The sequence below is a fragment of the Patescibacteria group bacterium genome (assembly GCA_028717685.1).
Taxonomy (GTDB): domain Bacteria; phylum Patescibacteriota; class JAQUNI01; order JAQUNI01; family JAQUNI01; genus JAQUNI01.
Genome location: JAQUNI010000001.1, coordinates 75,504 through 88,557, shown reverse-complemented (window position 1 = coordinate 88,557; position 13,054 = coordinate 75,504). Strand labels below are relative to the sequence as shown.

Genomic DNA, 13,054 nt, shown 5'->3' with positions numbered 1-13,054 from the left:
ATAAATTTACCCCGTTAGAGAACTTCATTCTCTAATGGGGTTCACTACAAGTTTTTTGCATCCATATGATTAAAAATAAAACCGAACAAGCGAAATCCTCAAACAGTTTATCTGAGGCGAACAGCGGGAGGGTTAAACAAATTACCAAAAAGAGCCAAGATCTAAGAAAGTGGTATCAAGATGTTATTTTGAAAGCGGAACTCGCGGATTACGCGCCTGTGAAGGGCTGTATGGTTATTAGGCCTTATGGTTACGCTTTGTGGGAGAAAATCCAAGCCTTTCTTGACCCTTTAATTAAAACCCATGGCGTCCAAAATGCTTATTTTCCCCTTTTTATTCCGGAAAGTTTTTTAAATAAAGAGAAAGAGCATGTGGCGGGATTTGCTCCGGAGATGGCTGTTGTCACGGAAGCAGGCGGCGAGAAACTGAAAGAGAAACTTGTGATTCGTCCCACCTCGGAAACTGTGATGTATGAAATGTACAAAAAATGGGTGAAGTCTTGGCGCGACTTGCCGATTATGATTAATCAGTGGAATAATGTAGTGCGCTGGGAGAAAAGAACCTATTTATTTTTAAGGACTTCGGAATTTTTGTGGCAGGAAGGGCACTGCGCGCACGCGACCCAGAAAGAGAGTCTGGAGACAGTAACGTGGGCGCTTCAAACATACAAAAAAGTCTACAATGAGCTTTTATCTCTTTATGGCATCGCGGGCGTGAAGAGCGAGAGAGAAAAATTTGCCGGCGCCGCAAAAACTTTTAGTTTTGAAATTTTGATGCCGGATGGCAGGGCTCTGCAGGGTGGCACTTCGCACGATTTGGGTCAAAACTTCTCGCGCGCTTTTCATTGGACCGTGCAAAACAAAGACCGGCGCGATCTTTATCCTTGGCAGAACAGCTGGGGTCTTTCCACGCGCAGCATCGGCGGTCTTGTGATGGCGGGCGGCGATGATAATGGTTTGGTTCTCCCTCCGCAAATCGCGCCCCTACAGGTCATCATTATTCCAATATTCAAAACAGAAAGTCAGGACAAGGTATTGGGTTTTGCGGAAAAGGTGAAAGAGTCGCTCCAAGATTTCCGCGTGGAAGTGGATTTAAGAGAAGGAGAAACTGCCGGTTTTAAATTTAATAAGTGGGAATTGAAAGGGGTGCCTCTGCGCGTGGAAATTGGTGAGCGGGAAATGAAAGCGGGAGCGGCGACTTTAGTCAGGCGCGATAATTTTGTTAAAGAGAAAATAAAACTTGCGGAATTGCCGTCTATGGTTCGCAAGGCTCTGGAGATAATGCAAAAAGAGATTTTCGAGCGGCACCAAAAATTCACGCAAGAGCACACCCATCTTATTGATTCTTATCCGGAGTTTCAAGATATAATGAAGAAGGAGCGGGGTTTTCTGCGCGCCTTTTGGTGTGAGAAGAGCGAATGCGAGGATAAGATTAAAGAAGAAACTCGTGCGACTGCGCGATGTTTGGAGCTTGACGTAAAGGAAGAGAGAGGTAAATGTATTTACTGCGGCAAAGACGCGAAATATCGCTGGCTCTTCGCCCAAGCGTACTAGGTTGGGAATCAGGAATCAGGAATTAGGAAGCAGGAGTTAAGCGTTTGCCTTAGATTTCTGCTTACTCCTTTTTTAGGAATTGCGTAACTTTCAGAATTCCTTATTCCTTATTCATTATTCTCTATTCCTAATTCCAAATTATGTTTAATCGTTTTTTAGGCGCTTTTTCCCGCGACATCGGCATTGATTTAGGGACAGCGAATACCTTAGTGTATGTGCGTGGGAAAGGCATCGTCATCAATGAGCCTTCGGTCGTGGCTATGAATACGAAGACGGGTCAGGTTTTGGCAATTGGCAATGAAGCGAAAAAGATGGTGGGAAGAACGCCGATGCATATTGTAGCCACTCGTCCACTTGTGGACGGGGTGATTTCTGATTTTGAAGTGACCGAGCAGATGTTAAAATATTTTATTCAGAAGGTGCACCAAGGAATGTTCACTCTTATTCCGCGACCTAGGGTAGTGATTGGCATTCCTTCGGGCTGCACCGAAGTGGAGCGGCGAGCGGTGGAGGATGCCACGCGCACGGCTGGCGCGAGGCAAGCTTTCTTGATTGAAGAACCGATGGCCGCGGCCATCGGTTCCCGCCTTCCCGTGCAAGATGCTTCGGGAAGTATGATTGTGGATATCGGCGGCGGCACAACCGAGATGGCGGTAATTTCTCTGGGCGGGGGCGTGGTGGCGCGATCGTTGCGGATTGCGGGAGATGAATTAAACGAGAATGTTATTCAATATTCCCGCGACCACTTTAATTTATTAATCGGCGAAAGGAAAGCCGAAGAAATTAAAATCGCCATTGGCTCGGCTTGGCCTTTGAAGAAACCCTTGGAAGCAAAGTTGCGCGGTCGGGACCTCGTCACGGGTCTGCCAAAGGAGGTGATTATTAATGATAGTCAGGTGCGCGAAGCCTTATCGCGTTCCATCAGAAATCTAGTTTCTAATATTAAAGGAACGATTGAGGAAACCCCTCCTGAACTTGTCGCGGATATTATGGATCGGGGTATTATTTTGGCGGGCGGAGGCGCGCTCCTGCGCGGTCTTGACCGTCTTGTCGCACGCGAGACGCAGATGCCCGTCCAGATCGCCAATGATCCCTTGACTTGTGTTGTTCGGGGCGCGGGCATGGTCTTAGAAAATTTAGACCTCTTGCGCGAGGTGTTGGTGGACACGCAGTATAAATAAAGCTTAAAACTTAAAGCGTAAAGCATAAAATGAACAGCGTGCAACTTAAAATACTGGGTTATTATTTTTTACACTTTACGCTTTACACTTTTCACTTTACGCTTTTTTATGCCTCGTTTTTTTCGTTCTAAATCGGGTATGATTTTATTAGCAATGGGCGTGATTACACTGCTCATTTTTTTGCATTACGTGAAGGTTTTGCGTCCTGTGGAAAATGCGATTTTTGTTGTTACTGCGTCCGTGGAAAGAGCGGCTTTTAAAACAGTCAATAAAATTGATAATTTTTTTCATCTCTTGACGGCGATCCGAGATCTCGCGCGGGAAAACCAAGGTTTAAGTGAAGAGAATTATCATTTAATTGCGGAAAATGTGAGATTAAGAGAAATAGAGAAGGAAAACGTGTTTTTACGTGATCAATTAAAATTTAAAGAGAAGGGAGGAGTGAGAGGAATTGACGCTGAAGTCATTGGGCGGAATCCGGACAATCTCATTCAGAGTCTGAAAATCAATCGCGGCGCGCAAGATAATGTCAGGGTTGGCGCGCCCGTGATTTTCGGGGAAGGATTTTTGGTCGGCAAGGTAATTGAAGTTTTTTCCAAAACAGCGACCGTTTTATTAATTACTGATCAAAATAGCGTGGTGAACGCTTTAATTATTGATTCGCGAGCAAGTGGTAATATTTATGGTCAGCATGGTTTGGGATTGACAATGGAGATGATTCCCCAAAACGAGATTGTGCAGGTCGGGGATATAGTTATTACCTCTGGGCTTTCCGGTGAATTGCCCAAAGGGTTAGTGATTGGTGAAATTGTGAAGGTGGAAAGTAATAGCGGTGAACTTTTCCAAAAAGCCCAAGTGCGGTCTTATGTGAACTTTTCAAAATTAGAAAAGGTGCTGGTCGTGACGGATGTCAACTCTTCAACTACGCTCAATGATTAATGGTGAGCGAAGCCGAACCATCAATCCTTCAGATTGAAGATTTTAAGGAGATAGGTGTGGTCCGCATCTTTTAAATGGAGAATTTTGCCGCAAGCTTAACTATTATGAATAAATTTTTTTTCTTGCTGATTTTATTATTTTTACTTTTTCTGGAGTTGGTTTGGGGACCTCATTTAAGTATTGGATTAGCGAGGCCAAACTTTATTTTGATTGGTTTCTTAATTTGTTTTCTTACCCTCGGAGTCAAGACAACCTTGAAATGGTATTTCCCATTTTTGCTTTTTTTAGACTTTAGTTCCAGTCTTCCTTTCGGGGTGGTAACTCTAAGTTTTATTTTAGTTATCTTCTTGGTCAGAATATTATCTCTTAAGTTATTCAGAGAAAGGGGCGTGAGCGCGATTATTCTCATGACTATTTTAGGCAGTATGATTTACAATTTAGCCCTGATTATTTTGGTAAAACTTTTTAGCTGGATGCGCTTAAGCGATCTTCAAATAGATTTATTTTATGATTTAAAATATCTGGTTTTGCCCACAATATTTTATAATTTAGCGGTGACAATATTGAGCTACAGGATATTAAGATATTGTTATTCTGTATTATTAAAGACAGAAGAACAAATTAAATAAAAAAAGGAGGCAGGCAGGCCGCGCACGCCATACGGCTGGGCGGACTTATACTTTAATCCTTCGGCAAAGCCCTGTCCGCCTTAGGCGGATTACAGGGCAAAGCTTAAGGAGCTGTGCCGAACCATTAATGCATTTTTTTAATTTTTCAAAATCCGAATTTAAGATTTCCGAAAAGTTTTTAGCGGAGAAGGATTGGGAGGGACAGGAAGGTTTTGCGCAAGAGGATGATTTAAGGCCGGCGGATCTGCGTTTCCGCTTAGGGCGCTTGAGTCTTTTCAGATTGGTAGTGATTATTTGTTTTTTGATCTTGGGTTGGCGTATTTTTTCCCTGCAGATTTTAGCTGGGGAGTCTTACACCAGGGAAGCGGAAAGTAATCGGATTCGCACTTTAAGCCTGGCGGCTCCTCGGGGCGTTATTTATGATCAGAAGGGTAACTTATTGGTGCGCAACATTCCCAATTTCGAGGTTGTGTTCATTCCTGCGGATTTGCCTCCTCCTCCCGAGAGAAAAAGTTTTATTGAAAATTTAGCCCAGATTTTAGGGAAAGACGCGACAGAGATTGAGACCGCTTTTCAGGAGGCGGATCCTCATTCTTATGAACCGGAAATCTTGGTGCGTAATTTAGGGCGCGACCAGGCGTTAATTCTGGACGCAAAATTATCTTCTCTGCCCGGGATTAGTCTTCTTAGTTCTCCTGTGCGGGAATATCTTGGCGGGGAACTTATTTCCCATATTATAGGTTATACCGGCAGGATTTCGCCGGAAGAGTACGCCGCGAACAAAGAGCAGGGCTATTTTTTAACCGATTATATTGGCAAACAAGGTGTGGAATATTCCTACGAACAAGTCTTAAAAGGTAAAAATGGTCGCAAGATTGCGGAGGTAAATTCGCGCGGGCAAATTGCCAAGATCATCGGGCAAGAAAGTCCCGAGGCGGGTCGCAGTTTGCAGCTCTCTTTGGACCTAGAATTGGAAAAAAAGATTGCCGAGGAAGTTAAGGCAATGCTTTCTCAAACAAAAACAGAAAGAGCAGCCGTTGTGGCTATGGATCCGGAGAATGGCCACATTCTAGCGCTGGTTAATTTCCCTTTTTATGATAATAACCTTTTTACCCAAGGGATTTCAGAAGAGAAATTGAACGAGTTGAATCGTGATCCTAGCGAGCCTTTGTTTAATCGAGCGATTTCCGGAGAATATCCCCCGGGTTCCATTATCAAACCTCTCATCGCCGCCGCCGCTTTAGAGGAAAAAATTATTACCCCGTCGGAAGTAGTGAATTGCCCGGGGAATCTCATTTACCAAGGTTGGGGAGGGACGGTTTGGAATTTTCCGGACTGGAAAGCCCACGGCGCGGTGGATGTCAGACGCGCGATTGCCGAGTCCTGCAATGTGTTTTTTTATATGGTAGGCGGAGGAAATGAAGACATTGGAATTGAGGGTTTAGGAATAGATAGAATAAAAGCCTGGGCAAGTAAGTTTGGTTTTAATGCCCCTCTCGGCGTGGATTTACCGGGAGAAGCAGCGGGCCTCGTGCCTGATGCGGCATGGAAAGAAAAAGTCAAAGGGGAACAATGGTACATCGGAGACACTTATCACGCGAGTATTGGCCAAGGGGATATTTTAGTGAGTCCCTTGCAGCTTACTAATTATATTGCTACTATTGCGAATGGCGGGATTCTTTACAAGCCAAAGATTGGCTACAAGATGATTGATGAGATAGAAAAAAAAGAAACAGAAATCTCCCCCGAGATTATCCGAAAAGATTTTATTAGTAGCAAAAGTTTAGAGGTGGTGCGGCAAGGTATGCGCCAAACCGTGACCGAAGGTTCCGCCCGTTTGCTTAATAGCCTTCCCGTGGCGGTGGCGGGAAAAACAGGCACCGCGCAATTTGCGGGCAGCGGACAGCCTACCCATGCTTGGTTTACTGGTTTTGCGCCTTACGACCACCCTAAAATTGCACTTACTATTTTAATTGAAGGCGGCGGTGGCGGTGAAGCAGCAGCCGTGCCTATCGCAAAAAATGTGTTAGAGTGGTATTTCAATAGGCAGTAGGAAGAACAAATCAGGAAGCAGGAATTAAGTATTTGTCTCTAATTTTCTTGCTCACTCCTTTTCAAAAATTTTGTAATTTATAGGACTCCCGATTACCAATTACTAATTACTAATTACTGATTACCAATATTATGTTCCAGATTTTAGATGGTAAAAAACTAGCCCGAAATTTTTTTCATTATCTTCAGAAGGAGATAAAGGGCCTATCTATAAAGCCTCGCCTTTTAGTTTTGATGGTCGGACAGGATCGAGCCTCCCGAATTTTTGTGCGCAAGAAAAAGGAAATTTGCCATTCCTTGGGGGTCAGCTTTTCCTTAGTCACTTTGCCTCCCTCTTCTCCCGCTCCAAAGATTTGCCAAATATTGCGTTTAGCGATTAAAGAAAAAAAACCTCACGGCGTAGTGGTACAATTGCCCCTGCCTCAAGGTATTGATAGAGATCAAGTCTTGAAATGTATACCCAAGAAGATGGACGTAGAGGGTTTTAAAAATCGCGCTGTCGTCTCGCCTGTGGCTTTAGGAATTGCCGCGCTTCTTGCGGAATATAAGATTGGAGTGAAGGGTCGGAAAGTAGCGGTAGTGGGAGCGGGGAAATTAGTGGGCGAGCCAACGGCGCGTTTAATGCAAAAACTAGGCGCAAGCGTAAAGGTTTACGATCAAAATACAAAAGCTCTAGCCGCTCAAGTTAAAAAAGCTGATATCATTATTTCGGGTGTGGGTAAACCCAATTTAATTCGCAGGACGATGATCAAGAAAGGAGCCGTCGTAATTGATGCCGGTACGAGCTGGAGGGCGGGAAAAATCCAAGGGGATGTGGAAGCGGCGAGCGTGAAGAAAAAAGCTTCTTTTCTGGCGCCTGTGCCGGGCGGCGTCGGACCAATGACCGTGATGATGCTCCTTATGAATCTGGTGGAACTGGTAAATAATGCAAAGTTTAAAAATCCCCGTTAGCTTAAGTAACAGCTTAGGCAGGCATCTTGATTTTTAAAGTTTGCATTTGATTTATCCTCTTGACATCACCTTTTCCTTGGATTATGATGGTGATATTAAATTAAATAGAAAACTCTAGAAATGTGCTTATATAGTGCGTAAGCGCATTTTAAAAAACTTACAAAATATGACAAAGAAATATATTACTGCCGAAGGGCTTAAAAAATTAAAAGAAAAATTGGAGTTTATCAAGACAGTCAAGAGAAGAGAAATTGCCAATCGGATTAAAGTAGCCAAGGAACTGGGCGATCTTTCTGAAAACGCGGAATACCAAGACGCAAAGGATGAACAGGCTTTTAATGAAGGAAAGATCATAGAGATTGAAAATACGATTAAAAATGCGGTTATTATTGATAAAAATGGTCAGCATAATATTGTGGCAGTGGGAAACAGTGTGAAGGTGAAAAATAATGCCAGCGAGAAGGAATTTACTATTGTCGGCTCCAACGAGGCTGACCCTCCATTGGGGAAGATTTCTAATGAAAGCCCGATTGGTCAGGCGCTTCTTGGTAAGAAAAAAGGAGATACAGTAGAGGTGGAGACCCCGGGTGGTAAGATAGAATACAAAATTTTGGAAATATCTTAAGGAGAGGGATGATAAATATTTTATGCGTAGAGACGTGAAATTTTGCGTCTCTGTTTTTGTTTGGTAAAATTTACGGTTTTTGGTATAATATATTAAAGACCTTGAATTGCGGAATATGTCATCTATTAACGAGGAGCTTGATTACACTCCCCCTGCCCGAGGGGGAGGCGGAGGGGGAGGGAGAATAGTCATTTATTAGACCCCTCCCTGTCTCCCGCAGGTCAAGAGGAGGAAAAATCTCCCACAATAACAAAATGAATTTCGTAACTCAAGGTATAATAAAATATATGCTTAAAGATTTAATCCAAAATCGCAAAGAAAAATTGAATAAAATTTTAAAAGCCGAAATCAATCCTTACCCTGATTCTTCGCGTCGGACGCATACAGTCAAAAAAATATTGGATGATTTTGAAGCCATAGAAAAAGAAAAAGGCGAGATTGTGGTCGCGGGGCGCATACGCAACATTCGCGAACACGGCGGCTCTACCTTCATCCATATTGATGATGAAAGCGGCAGAATCCAAGCTTATCTCAAAAAAGACATTTCAGGTCCGGAGAAATACAAATTTTTTAAAAATTTTGACATTGGCGACTTTATTGAACTCCAAGGAACCGTATTTGTCACTCGGAAAGGGGAAAGAACCCTCCTCGTTTCCGATTATAAAATTCTCGCTAAATCCATCCGTCCTTTGCCGGAAAAATGGAAAGGTCTCTCTAATCAAGAGATTAGATTTCGGGAACGTTATTTGGATCTGCTTGTTCATCCGGAAGTGCGTGAGCGTTTCAAAAAGCGCGCGGAGATCTGCGATGCCCTGCGTGATTTTCTGACGGAGAGGGGTTTTTTGGAGGTGGAGACGCCAGTGCTTCAAACCAAGGCTTCGGGCGCGCTCGCGCGTCCTTTCATTACAGAGCACGAAGCCCTGCAAATTCCCTTGTATTTAAGGATTGCGCCGGAAACATATTTGAAGCGCTTAATTGTAGGCGGTTTGGAAAAGGTTTTTGAGATGGCGCGGGTTTTTCGCAATGAAGGAATGGACACCGCCCATCTTCAAGATTTTACGATGCTGGAATTTTATTGGGCTTACAAAAATTATGAATTTTTAATGGCGCAAACTGAAGAAATGTTGGTTTATCTCTTAAACCGCGTTTTTGGGAGCTTGCAGATTGACTATCAAGGTCAGAAAATAGATTTTACTCCTCCTTGGCAGAGAAAAAATTTTGGAAGCTTGATTTTGGAAGATTGCGGTATTGATATTAACAAGGCTGATACCGCGGAGAAACTTAGAAAGGAAATGCGGAAGAAAAAAATTGAAATTGAAGGCTTTGGCAAATTAGGCTTTGGGGGTTTAGTAGATCAATTATACAAAAAGGTTTCGCGGCCGAAAATTAAAGGTCCCCTTTTTCTAACTGGTCATCCCATTGAATTATCGCCCTTGGCGCGCAGGAATGACCAGAATCCAAAGATTGTGGATCGTTTTCAGTTAGTGGTTTTAGGGCAGGAATTAGTCAATGCTTATTCTGAGTTAGTTGACCCTCTGGAGCAGCGTAGGCGTTTTGAAGAACAGGTTGAAATGCGGGAAGCGGGAGACGCGGAGGCGCATATGATGGATGAAGATTATGTGCGGGCAATGGAATACGGAATGCCGCCGATCGCGGGTTGGGGCATGGGTATTGATCGTCTGGTAATGTTTTTAACCAACGCTCCGAGCATCCGTGAGGCAGTATTTTTTCCTTTAATGAAACCATTAAATACGCAAAAGGTCTGTCCAGCGACAAAAGCGCCCGCTCAAAACGAAGAGGCAGAGAACCTAGGGATTACGCGCGCCAAAGCTTGGGATTTGGTTTGCCAATATGTGAAGAATGAAAATTCGCGCAAACATATGTTGGCAACGGAAGCGATAATGGCTGCTCTTGCCAAGCATTTTCAAAAGAATAAGGAAGTCTGGGGGCTTACTGGTCTTCTGCACGACTTAGATATGGAAATGTTTGATTATCGCGAAGCGCCGGAAAAACACGGTCCGACCACCGTAGGGATTTTAGAGCAGGAAGGAGTGCATCCCGTAATTTTGGTTGGCATTAAGGCGCATAATGATCAATGCGGCGCGCCTCGCAAAACCTTGATGGAAAAAGCGATTTACGCTGTGGATCCTTTGACTGGTTTGATTGTGGCTGCCACCTTGGTTTTGCCATCAAAAAAATTATCTGATTTATCAATGCAGTCTATCTTAAAGAGATTTAAAGAAAAATCCTTCGCCCAAGGCGCGCGGCGAGAAGTAATTACTTCTTGTGAATCCTTTGGTTTATCTTTAGAAGAGTTTGTGAAAATCGGCCTCCGGGCGATGCAAGATATATCTCAAAATTTAGGACTTTAATATTCACGTTATAAAGATAAAATTATGATTGACATAAAATTATTGCGCGAACAGCCAGACCTCTGGCGCCAAGAATTAAAAAATCGCCATTTAAAGGCAATGCCATCAGGAAAAGTGGATGAATTTTTAGATTGGGATAAAAAACGGCGGGCATTAATTCAAAAGAAAAATGAGTTGGAACAAGTCAAGAACGAATTTTCAGCAAAGGTTGTGCAGACGCAGGGCGAGGAGGAAAAAGCCAAGATGATTATGGGAATGAAAAAGAACAAGGAGCAATTGCAGGTTTTAAGGGAGGAATTGGAGAAGAAAGAAGCGGAGATCAAAATTTTATTAGATCAATTTCCCAATCTTTCGGATCATTCTGTGTCAGTGGCGTCGGATGCTTCTGGCAACGCGGTGGATCATCAATGGGGAGAGCCATCAAAATTTGATTTTAAACCCAAATCCCATTATGAATTGGGAGAGGCTTTGGATTTAATAGATATTAAAAAAGGCGCGCAGGTTTCAGGCGCCCGTTTTTGGTATCTAAAAAACGAGCTTGTGAGCCTGGAATTTGCTCTTATACAATATGTCTTAGATATTTTAATTAAAAAAGGTTTTACTCCGATCCTGCCGCCTATGCTCGTGCGCGAAGCCGCGATGTATGGCACAGGCTTCTTCCCCGCGGATAAAAATGAGATTTATGAGCTCACGGGTGATGAAAAAGAAAAATTATATTTAATTGGCACTGCCGAGGTTGTGCTTGCAGCGTACCATATGGACGAGATTTTGGGGCTAGCCCCCGGGAAACCAAAACTTTATATGGGTTTTTCGTCTTGCTTTCGGCGGGAGGCTGGCGCTTATGGTAAGGATTTAAAAGGAATTTTGCGGGGGCATCAATTTGATAAACTGGAAATGTTCGCGTTCGCTACGCAAGAAGATTCGTGGCAAGTTTACGAAATGATTGTTAAAATCGTGGAAGAAATTTGGCAGGGCTTGGGAATTCATTATCAAGCCGTGAATATCGCAACCGGCGATCTGGGCGCGCCTAATGCTAAAAAAATTGACTTAGAAGCTTGGCTGCCGTCAGAGAGTTGTTATCGCGAGGTAGTTTCGGCGAGTCACGACACGGATTTCCAAGCGCGCCGTCTGAATATCAAATATAAAGACGAGAAAGGGAATAAAAAATTTGTCCATACTATCAACTCTACTGCTATTGCGATTGGTAGGGTTTTAATTGCGATTATGGAAAATTACCAGCGCAAAGACGGTTCCATTGAAGTGCCCAAGATTTTGCAGAAGTATTGTGGGTTCAAAGAGATTAAGAGGTAGAAAGACCCCTTCCTTTCTCCCCCCACCTCCCCTTTCCAAGGGGAGGATGGGTGGGGTTCTGACTCAGAACCTCCCCTAGCCCCTCCTTGGAAAGGAGGGGATAATAACTCCTCTCCCCTTGGGAAGCGGGAGGCGGAGAAGGGTCTAGTAGAATAAAAAAACCGTAGCTTTTAGTCTACGGCGAGTGTGGGCTCTATTGTGAGCGCATTCTTTGTTAATAGTTTAGAGGAATAACGGGGAAGCACTATTTCTTTTCTGATTCGGAAACGGGGGCTTACTAAAGCTAAACCTTGTTTTCCCTCTCCAGAAGCTAGTTCTTCTTCTAAGGCTGATAATACAGTCAGCGCGTCTAAAATCAAGTTTTTTGGTTCTATTCCCCTTTTTTCAGCCATTCTTGTTATCTCGGCACTCCAGTTCTTACTAAATGTGATACTCAACTCTGACATTGTTAAACCTCCCTTAAGATGATGGTTTTTATATTGAAATTATATCGGTGTGGGCGGGTAGTATAGGAATATGGTTAGGGAGAATTATTTCCTTGTAAATTTCTCCATCGTTTTTCACCAACGCTAAGGTTACTCGGTCAGGTGATGAGTCTAGCTCACCCTGTACGGTTTCATATAGGTTTAGGGCGACAGTTATTATTTCTTCTCCTGTCATATTTTCTTTTCCAGCGATTATTCTTGCTGTTAAGCTTTGGACAGGGCTTAGTTTTATATTTAAACCTTCCGCCATTTTTCACCTCCTGAAGATATTCAAGGTGCATTAAGGGTGCATTTAGGAACAAACCTGTTTATATTAAAGCAGAAGATTAATCACAGAGCAAGTGTTTGGGAAATCGCATCGTGAAAAATCATATTTCAATTCTTATAAAAAAATCCGCAACTTTTAGGGTTGCGGAAGAGATACAGCTTGCATTAATTCTTGCAAAAGAACCGTATAGGTTCTTTTGTCTGGAGGGAGCCACATGTCCTGTTTAATGGTTCTTATATGGCTATCCCCGCCCAAAGAAAAAGACACGTTAGTATCTAATCCTTGGGCTATAAAATCGTCCTCAGCCTCTTCTATTAAAGAGGCTATTTTCCAGAATTTTTTTTTCTTTTCAGGAGGGATGGAAGAGGATCCTTCCGCGAGACTATAATACTCACGTTCCAGAGTTGGCCATGCTTTTCCAATGGCTTCCTCTGCTTCTCCTCGCCTATCTTGCTTAAGGAAGGAAAGAATCTCTTTTAACAATTCCACAGAGTTGAGTTGCACCAAATTAGCAGAGATTTCTCCTATTTCTTGCATAATCCCTTCTAATTTTTCTGCTACGACTTTTTTCTCTTGATATGGTGTTGTTATATCCCTAAAACTATCATATATATCGCTATTAAAAGACATAACATCTCTCCTTATTATTAGAATTTTTTGTAACTATTCAAAGCACAACTAAATATAG

The 13,054-nt window shown here is 43.0% G+C and carries 12 protein-coding genes; 9 read left to right on the top strand and 3 right to left on the bottom strand.

Features of this window, described 5'->3' with window-relative positions; all coding sequences use genetic code 11:
- Positions 1-65: 65 nt before the first annotated feature.
- From proS to serS, 9 genes are all read left to right on the top strand, one after another.
- The gene (gene proS / locus PHW01_00460) at positions 66-1,553 is read left to right on the top strand and encodes a proline--tRNA ligase (protein MDD5626476.1); all 1,488 of its coding nucleotides are present in this window, start codon (positions 66-68) and stop codon (positions 1,551-1,553) included.
- 140 nt (positions 1,554-1,693) lie between these two features.
- Positions 1,694-2,734 (top strand): rod shape-determining protein, encoded by a 1,041-nt coding sequence (locus PHW01_00455; GenBank protein MDD5626475.1) that lies wholly within the window; start codon positions 1,694-1,696, stop codon positions 2,732-2,734.
- A 108-nt stretch (positions 2,735-2,842) separates the two neighbouring features.
- On the top strand, positions 2,843-3,673 hold the full coding sequence (gene mreC / locus PHW01_00450; protein ID MDD5626474.1) for a rod shape-determining protein MreC: 831 nt from the start codon (positions 2,843-2,845) through the stop codon (positions 3,671-3,673).
- Between the two features lie 104 nt (positions 3,674-3,777).
- The gene (locus PHW01_00445) at positions 3,778-4,302 is read left to right on the top strand and encodes a hypothetical protein (protein MDD5626473.1); all 525 of its coding nucleotides are present in this window, start codon (positions 3,778-3,780) and stop codon (positions 4,300-4,302) included.
- A 127-nt stretch (positions 4,303-4,429) separates the two neighbouring features.
- Positions 4,430-6,355, top strand: coding sequence for a penicillin-binding protein 2 (gene mrdA, locus PHW01_00440; protein MDD5626472.1), 1,926 nt, complete (start codon positions 4,430-4,432; stop codon positions 6,353-6,355).
- Between the two features lie 131 nt (positions 6,356-6,486).
- Positions 6,487-7,305: a bifunctional 5,10-methylenetetrahydrofolate dehydrogenase/5,10-methenyltetrahydrofolate cyclohydrolase gene (locus tag PHW01_00435; GenBank protein ID MDD5626471.1), complete on the top strand. Its 819-nt coding sequence runs from the start codon at positions 6,487-6,489 to the stop codon at positions 7,303-7,305.
- A 166-nt stretch (positions 7,306-7,471) separates the two neighbouring features.
- On the top strand, positions 7,472-7,930 hold the full coding sequence (gene greA, locus PHW01_00430; protein ID MDD5626470.1) for a transcription elongation factor GreA: 459 nt from the start codon (positions 7,472-7,474) through the stop codon (positions 7,928-7,930).
- 287 nt (positions 7,931-8,217) lie between these two features.
- Complete coding sequence (lysS, locus tag PHW01_00425; GenBank protein ID MDD5626469.1) at positions 8,218-10,302, top strand: lysine--tRNA ligase; 2,085 nt, start codon at positions 8,218-8,220, stop codon at positions 10,300-10,302.
- Positions 10,303-10,326: 24 nt separating this feature from the next.
- A complete protein-coding gene (gene serS, locus PHW01_00420) occupies positions 10,327-11,613 on the top strand; it encodes a serine--tRNA ligase (protein ID MDD5626468.1) in 1,287 nt (428 codons plus the stop codon).
- Between the two features lie 170 nt (positions 11,614-11,783).
- On the opposite strand, the gene PHW01_00415 is transcribed toward serS, so the two are convergent.
- From PHW01_00415 to PHW01_00405, 3 genes are all read right to left on the bottom strand, one after another.
- Entirely contained in the window at positions 11,784-12,059 is a 276-nt protein-coding gene (locus tag PHW01_00415) for a hypothetical protein (protein MDD5626467.1), read from the bottom strand.
- Between the two features lie 28 nt (positions 12,060-12,087).
- A complete protein-coding gene (locus PHW01_00410) occupies positions 12,088-12,348 on the bottom strand; it encodes a hypothetical protein (GenBank protein MDD5626466.1) in 261 nt (86 codons plus the stop codon).
- 153 nt (positions 12,349-12,501) lie between these two features.
- The gene (locus tag PHW01_00405) at positions 12,502-12,996 is read right to left on the bottom strand and encodes a hypothetical protein (GenBank protein ID MDD5626465.1); all 495 of its coding nucleotides are present in this window, start codon (positions 12,994-12,996) and stop codon (positions 12,502-12,504) included.
- Positions 12,997-13,054 lie beyond the last annotated feature (58 nt).